This window comes from Rhodoplanes sp. SY1 (assembly GCF_046000175.1).
In the GTDB taxonomy this organism is placed as follows: domain Bacteria; phylum Pseudomonadota; class Alphaproteobacteria; order Rhizobiales; family Xanthobacteraceae; genus Rhodoplanes.
Genome location: NZ_JBEOMB010000026.1, coordinates 1 through 6,254 on the forward strand (window position 1 = coordinate 1; position 6,254 = coordinate 6,254).

Annotated in this window: 7 protein-coding genes; 4 read left to right on the plus strand and 3 right to left on the minus strand. The window is 69.4% G+C overall.

The window, feature by feature from the left end:
- A partial coding sequence (locus tag ABTU92_RS08695; RefSeq protein ID WP_408089650.1) for a methyl-accepting chemotaxis protein occupies positions 1-421 on the plus strand: 421 nt, incomplete at its 5' end.
- A 94-nt stretch (positions 422-515) separates the two neighbouring features.
- Here ABTU92_RS08695 and ABTU92_RS08700 read toward each other — a convergent pair.
- Positions 516-947: a CBS domain-containing protein gene (locus ABTU92_RS08700; RefSeq protein WP_408089652.1), complete on the minus strand. Its 432-nt coding sequence runs from the start codon at positions 945-947 to the stop codon at positions 516-518.
- A gap of 196 nt (positions 948-1,143) precedes the next feature.
- The gene (locus ABTU92_RS08705) at positions 1,144-1,878 is read right to left on the minus strand and encodes a rhomboid family intramembrane serine protease (RefSeq protein ID WP_408089654.1); all 735 of its coding nucleotides are present in this window, start codon (positions 1,876-1,878) and stop codon (positions 1,144-1,146) included.
- Positions 1,879-2,230: 352 nt separating this feature from the next.
- Here ABTU92_RS08705 and ABTU92_RS08710 point away from each other — a divergent pair, with 352 nt between their 5' ends.
- Positions 2,231-2,818, plus strand: coding sequence for a PAS domain-containing protein (locus ABTU92_RS08710; RefSeq protein ID WP_408089656.1), 588 nt, complete (start codon positions 2,231-2,233; stop codon positions 2,816-2,818).
- Positions 2,819-2,829: 11 nt separating this feature from the next.
- Here the strand turns inward: ABTU92_RS08710 and ABTU92_RS08715 are convergent, their stop codons facing one another.
- Entirely contained in the window at positions 2,830-3,651 is an 822-nt protein-coding gene (locus ABTU92_RS08715; protein WP_408089658.1) for a TetR/AcrR family transcriptional regulator, read from the minus strand.
- A gap of 435 nt (positions 3,652-4,086) precedes the next feature.
- Between ABTU92_RS08715 and ABTU92_RS08720 the strand changes: the two genes are divergently transcribed.
- Positions 4,087-4,701, plus strand: coding sequence for a PilZ domain-containing protein (locus ABTU92_RS08720; protein WP_408089660.1), 615 nt, complete (start codon positions 4,087-4,089; stop codon positions 4,699-4,701).
- A 531-nt stretch (positions 4,702-5,232) separates the two neighbouring features.
- Positions 5,233-5,850, plus strand: a complete 618-nt coding sequence (locus tag ABTU92_RS08725; protein WP_378475907.1) for a transglutaminase-like cysteine peptidase — start codon at positions 5,233-5,235, stop codon at positions 5,848-5,850.
- The last annotated feature ends 404 nt before the right edge of the window (positions 5,851-6,254 follow it).

The window sequence follows — 6,254 nt, forward strand, 5'->3', positions numbered from 1 at the left end:
CGAGGCCGGCAAGGGCTTCGCGGTCGTCGCCCAGGAGGTCAAGGCGCTGGCCGCCCAGACCGCCAAGGCGACCGACGAGATCTCGGCTCAGATCACCGGCATGCAGGCAGCGACCGCCGACTCGGTCGGGGCCATCAAGGAGATCGGCCGCACCATCAATCGGGTGTCGGAGATCGCCGGCAACATCGCCGCGGCGGTCGAGCAGCAGGGCGCCGCCACCCAGGAGATCGCCCGCAACGTCCAGCAGGCGGCGCGCGGCACCACCGAGGTGGCGAGCAACATCGTCGACGTCAGCCGCGGCGCCAGCGAGACCGGCTCGTCGTCGGCCCAGGTGCTCACCGCCGCCAACTCGCTCACCCGCGAGAGCGAGCATCTCAAGGTCGAGCTGCAAGAGTTCCTGCGCACCGTGCGGGCCGCCTGAGGCGGTCCGCTGGCGATCAGGATCCCGGCAACGATCCATCGTCGACCCCGGCGTCACCGGCGCCGGGGTTTTTTCGTGCCGGAAAGGGAAGCCGTCACGCCGTGCGGATATAGTCGCGCAGCGCGTTCGACTCCTGCTCCATCTGCTCGAGCCGCGACTTCACCACGTCGCCGATCGACACGATGCCGACGAGGCGCTCCTGCTCGACCACCGGGACGTGGCGGAACTTGCCCTCGGTCATCGTCTGCATCAGCTCGCCGATGGTGTCGTGCTGGGCGCAGGTCACCACCTTGCGGGTCATGATCTCGGAGACCGGGACGTCGAGCACGGCGGCGCCGCGCGCGCCGAGCGCCTTGACGATGTCGCGCTCCGACACGATTCCGATGGTCCGGCCTTCGGTGCCGGTCACCACGACGGCGCCGATGCCGCGCTCGTCGAGCAGCTTCGTCGCGGCCGCGACCGTGGCGGTCGGATCGATGGTGACGACGTCGGTGCCCTTGCGGGCCAGGATCGTCTTGACGGTCACGTTTGCCTCCCTGGCGCGAGCCGTGCGGCCGGCGCTTTCTACCGTTGACCGGCCGCAGAGGTGGGACTGGAGCGACAAGCCGCCGGCTCGCCCTCCGGTTCCCGCCCAACGGCGGCCGGTGTCACGATCATGGGTTGTTTCGGGGAGGGCGGCAAGGCGCGCCATCGGCTGCGCCGGCCGGGGACGGGCGCCTGCTTCAGTCCACGGCGCGGGGGAGCGGCACCGGATCGAACAGGGGGAACAGCAGCAGCCCGGCGATGAAGCCGCCGATATGGGCCTGCCAGGCGACCGGCTGTTCGACCCCGAGCATCCCGACCGAGCCCAGCCCGAACAGGATGTTGAGGCCGAACCAGACGACCAGGAAGCCGAGGATGCGAGGATCCTTCAGGGTGTCGACCAGCGGCGCGGCCGGCACCAGATAGGCGGTGTGGTCGGTGTTGCGGAACACGCCGAGCGGCCCGCCAACCTGGAACACGAAGCGGATCGCCGCCGCCATGAAGCCCGAGATCGCCGCCGAGGCGCCGATCATCGGCAGGAGCTCGCCCGGATGGGTCACCAGATGGACGGCCGCGCCGGCCGCCGCCGTGACGACGAAGAAGCCGACGAACCGGACCGTCTCGAACCGGCGCGCCACTGCGCTGCCGAAGGGCAGCAGCCACAGCACGTTCACCCCGAGATGGGTGAGGTCGCCGTGGATGAAGGCGTAGGAGACGAAGGTCCAGATGTCGGCGGCGAGCCCACCCGGCAGGGCGATGTCGATCCCCGGCATCGGGCCGTAGCGGGCCGGGATGAAGGCGAACAGCAGCAGAAATTCGACGTCCTGGGACGGCGCGAGCACCAGCTCGCGGAACGCATGAACGAGGCCGAACGCTGCGACCAGGCCCGCGATCACGCTCGGGAGGTTGAAGATGGGCTCGGTGCGTCGCGACATGTAGTCCCTGGGTGGCCCGCTCTGATAAGCCGTGCATCAGTGCCCTGCAAGCGGCAGCCGGCCCGAAGCCGGCAAGAATTTTGGCAAAGCGCCTGAGGATAGCCGAGCAAGGCTTACGCGGTGCTCGCGAAATTCCATTTCGCGGACGGCTGCGACGCGGTTCCGGGCGGTGCCGGAGGCGGGGGTGCCGGGGCCTCCCGGTCGCGCCGTTAACCTTGATCGGACGTAAACGCCCGGGCGCACACCGTAGCGGCTAAGAAGGTCCGGGGCGTGCTGATCGATCGAGTCGGGGGACGGCGGAATCGCCGCTGTCCCGTTTCCGGACAGTCCGCCCGGAAGCGTCGCGCGACCCATGCAGATCGAGCCCATGAAGCACCCGTCGAGCCGCGAGCTGTTCCGATACTGGACGACGCTGCGTGGCGCCCGGCCGGCGCCGGAGCGCGACGAGCTCGATCCCGGCGCGCTGCGAAAGGTTCTCGGCGACAGCTTCGTCCTCACCTTCGATCCGTCCGCGGGCTTCCCGTTCCGGCTCGCCGGCACACGGCTGTGCGGCCTCGCCGGCCGCGAGCTGAAGGGCAGGGCCTTCGTAGACCTGTGGGAGGAGGAGAGCCGCCCGCTGGTCACGGCGCTGCTCGGCGGAGCGGCCGACGAGGCGGCCGCCGTCGCGGCCGGCGCCGTCGGACTGACCGACTCCGAGCCGCCGGTGCCGCTGGAGCTGGTGCTGCTGCCGCTCGCCCACCGCCGCTCGCTGCACGAGCGGCTGCTCGGGCTCCTGGTCCCGCTGGAGACCCCGTACTGGCTGGGCGTCTCGCAGGTGCGGGCGTTCCGGATCGGCGCCTTCCGCAACCTGACGCCGTGGTCCGCGCCGAGCCTGGTCCCGGCCCTGCCGGAGCGGGCGCGCCCACGCCTGGTGGTGCTGGAAGGCGGTCGGGCCGGCTGACCGGCCTGCGATCAGCCTTCGGCGATCTGCCTCGATGTCGGTGCAGGGTCGGCTGAACGCGACCCGTGAGTCTTCGGCCCGTAATACGCGAAGAACATCTCGACCGCGTGCCCGACCACCCGGGAGATCTCCTCGGGGCTCGGCGGGCCGTCGTGCCAGCGGTAGAGCAGGGGCCGCAGCAGGCTCGCATGGACGAGCTCGCTGAATTGCCACGAGGCGAGCGTGGTGTCGTCGATCGCGAGCAGGCCGCGCGCCGTCATCCGATCGAAGTAGGTGGACAGGATCGAGATGCCGCAGCCCGGTCCCTCGGTGAAGAAGCCGCGGCCGATCTCCGGCATCCGCTCGGTGACGCCGAGCACGACGCGCTGCACCCGCACGGCCCAGTCGGTGGTGAGCAGCGTGACATAGGCGGTCGCCCAGCGGGTGAGGGTGGCGCGCACATCCGGCCCGTCGTCGATCAGCGCCTTCAGCTCGGCGAGATGCTTGTGCCGCTGGTCGGCGATCAGGGCGCAGAACAGCTCCTCCTTGTGCTCGAAATACACGTAGAGGGTGCCCTTGGAGACGCCCGCCTCACGGGCGATGTCGTTCATCGAGGCGGCGTCGAAGCCCATCGCCGAGAACACCCGGGCGGCGCCCTCCAGGATCTGCCGGCGCTTCGCCGGATCGGTCCCGGCGGGCGCCCGGCCGCGCCGGACCAGGGCGGCGTCGGGCCTGCAGCCGGCGTCCTGGGACGGGCCTCCGGCGCCGTCGCGGGCGAGAGCAGGGGGCGCATCGGGGGTGTGCGCCGGCTCGGGCTCGAACACGCCGGCCACGGCGGTCTCGTCTCGGGTCATCGTCTCCTCGCCGTGTCGCGGGTGCCGGGACGCCACGTGCGTCACCCGCCCTGCGACATCATCGCTCAGACTTTTCGAACCGAACGGTTCGGTTCGCTCTTGATATGCTCTTCCGTATCGGCTAGTCAATCGAACCGAACGGTTCGGTCAATGCCCGACCGATCGTCGGCCGAGACGGCCCCCCAGACCTCGGCCGGTCAGCGTGACAGCGTGGGCGGACCCTTGTTGCTTTCGGGTCCGGCGTCGCCCACGCCTGCGGCGGAGCGGTCGATCGAGATGTCCCCCTCGTGACCGCTCCGCCGCCCCCTCCGGCCTCCCTGACACTGTCGCATTTCTGTCGCTGCGGCCCGCATTGCGGCGCTGCGGGACGACTCTCAAGACCTCGTTAACGCTCGGCTCCTAAGGTCGACCGGAGAAATCAGGAGAATTCGGGCAATGGCACTGGCCGAGCGCAAGCCGAGCCTTCTCGCGCTCGCCGACGAGCGCCGCCGGTTCCAGCGGGTCACCGTCAACCTGCTCGGTCGCTACATGCTGGCCGACCGGCGCGAGTTCCCGTGCCAAGTCGTCAACATGTCGCCGGGCGGGCTCGCCATGATCGCCCCGGTCGCCGGCCACATGGGCGAGCGCGTGGTCGCCTATGTGGATCACGTCGGCCGCCTCGAAGGGGCCGTCACGAGAGTGTTTCCGACCGGCTTCGCCATGACCTTCTCGGCGACGCCGCGCAAGCGCGACAAGCTCGCCGCCCAGCTCACCTGGCTCGCCAACCGCGACATCCTCAACCTGCCGGAGGACCGTCGCCACGGCCGCTTCGTCCCGCACAATCCGTTCACCCACATCGTCATGCCGAACGGGCTGAACCTGCGGGTCCGCATCATCGACGCCTCGCTGTCGGGCGCCGCCGTCGCCACCGACCAGCGCCCGCCGATCGGCGCCCTGATCATGGTCGGAAAAATCCAGGGACGGGTGGTGCGCCATCTCGAGGAAGGTTTCGCCGTCGAGTTCACCCGGCTGCAGCATCCCGACTTCATCGAGGAGAGCCTGCACCCCTGAGCGGGGGCGGGCGCCCGCCGGACCACATCCATCGCGATATCGCACGCGCGCCGACGGGCATGGGAACCATGACCGCCGGTTTTCTCGCGCACGCGCGGAAAGCGCCTGAAGCACGGCGCGAGCCTGATTTGGCCGCCGCGCCGCGCCGCCGCCGGACCGTCGCGAATCCCGATCCTCCACCTCTGGTAAATAAACCGTGCCGCAGCGAAGCCGTCGCGGTACGCCGTTCGCCCCTGTCGCATGGCGTGCTGGACCGCCGCGGCACCCCCGCGCGAGGCGCCGACGCCGCCTTCAGCCGAATGCGGCGACCCGGGGGCAGGGGACTAAGTCGCTGATTACAAACGGCGCGGGCAGGAATCCCTAAAATTTGAATCAAATCGAGTTGTCTCGCATTTTAATCAAAGTCGTGTCGCATTCGAATAAAACATAGTACTGTATTGATCTAGTATTGTCTCAAGTTTAGCGGACCGACTTAGCGGCAATTCAAAGGTTGTATGGGAGAGTTGGCCCTGTAGACGGGAGGGGTCAACGATGAAGTGTCGTCCCAGACGCGCTCTGGCTGCTGCATGGTCCGCCGCGCTCCTCGGGGTGCTGGTCGGACAGGCCGACGCACTCGATCGTCCGCTCTTCGCCTCCGTGCAGGACACGGCCCGTCCGCCGATCGGCTGGGTCTCCTTCTGCGCCGACCGGCCGCGCGACTGCGCGACCGCCCCGACCGCTCCGCGCGACGTCGTGCTGTCGCCGCGCGCCTGGCGCGATCTCGTCCGCGTCAACCGCTGGGCGAACGAGACCATCAAGCCCCTGACCGACATGGATCACTGGGGCGTCGTCGAGAAGTGGTCCTATCCGGACGACGGCTACGGCGATTGCGAGGACTACGTGCTGCTCAAGCGGCGCATGCTGATCGACGCCGGCTGGCCGCGCGAGGCCCTGCTCATCACGGTGGTGCGCGACCGCAAGGACGAAGGCCACGCGGTGCTGACCGTCAAGACCGACAAGGGCGAGTTCGTGCTCGACAACCAGGTCGACGAGATCCTGCCCTGGTCGGAGACCGGCTACCGGTTCGTCAAGCGCCAGTCGCAGTCCGACCCGAACCTCTGGGTCTCGCTCGGCGACGGCCGCGCGATCTCGACCGCGGCGCCCCGCTAGGCGACGCCGCCGCTGCCGACGCCCCGTGGCGCCCGGACCGAGCGGCAAAGAACTGAACGATCGCGGGAAAAATCTCCCGTGAACCTGTCGCCTCCGGGCGACGACCAAGGATCAGGAGTTTCGCAGTCCGGTCACGTCCCCACCCCTCCCCGTCCCAGACCGGGTTGCGCGCGCCCGACCGTCCCCCAACGGTCGGGCGCACCCCATTTTGAAAGGGCCTCGCGTGGCGGGGCCTTTTGCGTCGGAACAACAATGTTCAACCGTCCGGCCTCGACGGCTGGTTCACAGGAAAGAAAGCGCCGGCTCCGGCGATCCACTGCGTTTCGTCGCGGTCGCCGGGCCGCCACGCCGGTCCGGCGCGGATCGCTCACTCCGGCTCGAAACTCAGCGCCACGCCGTTGAGT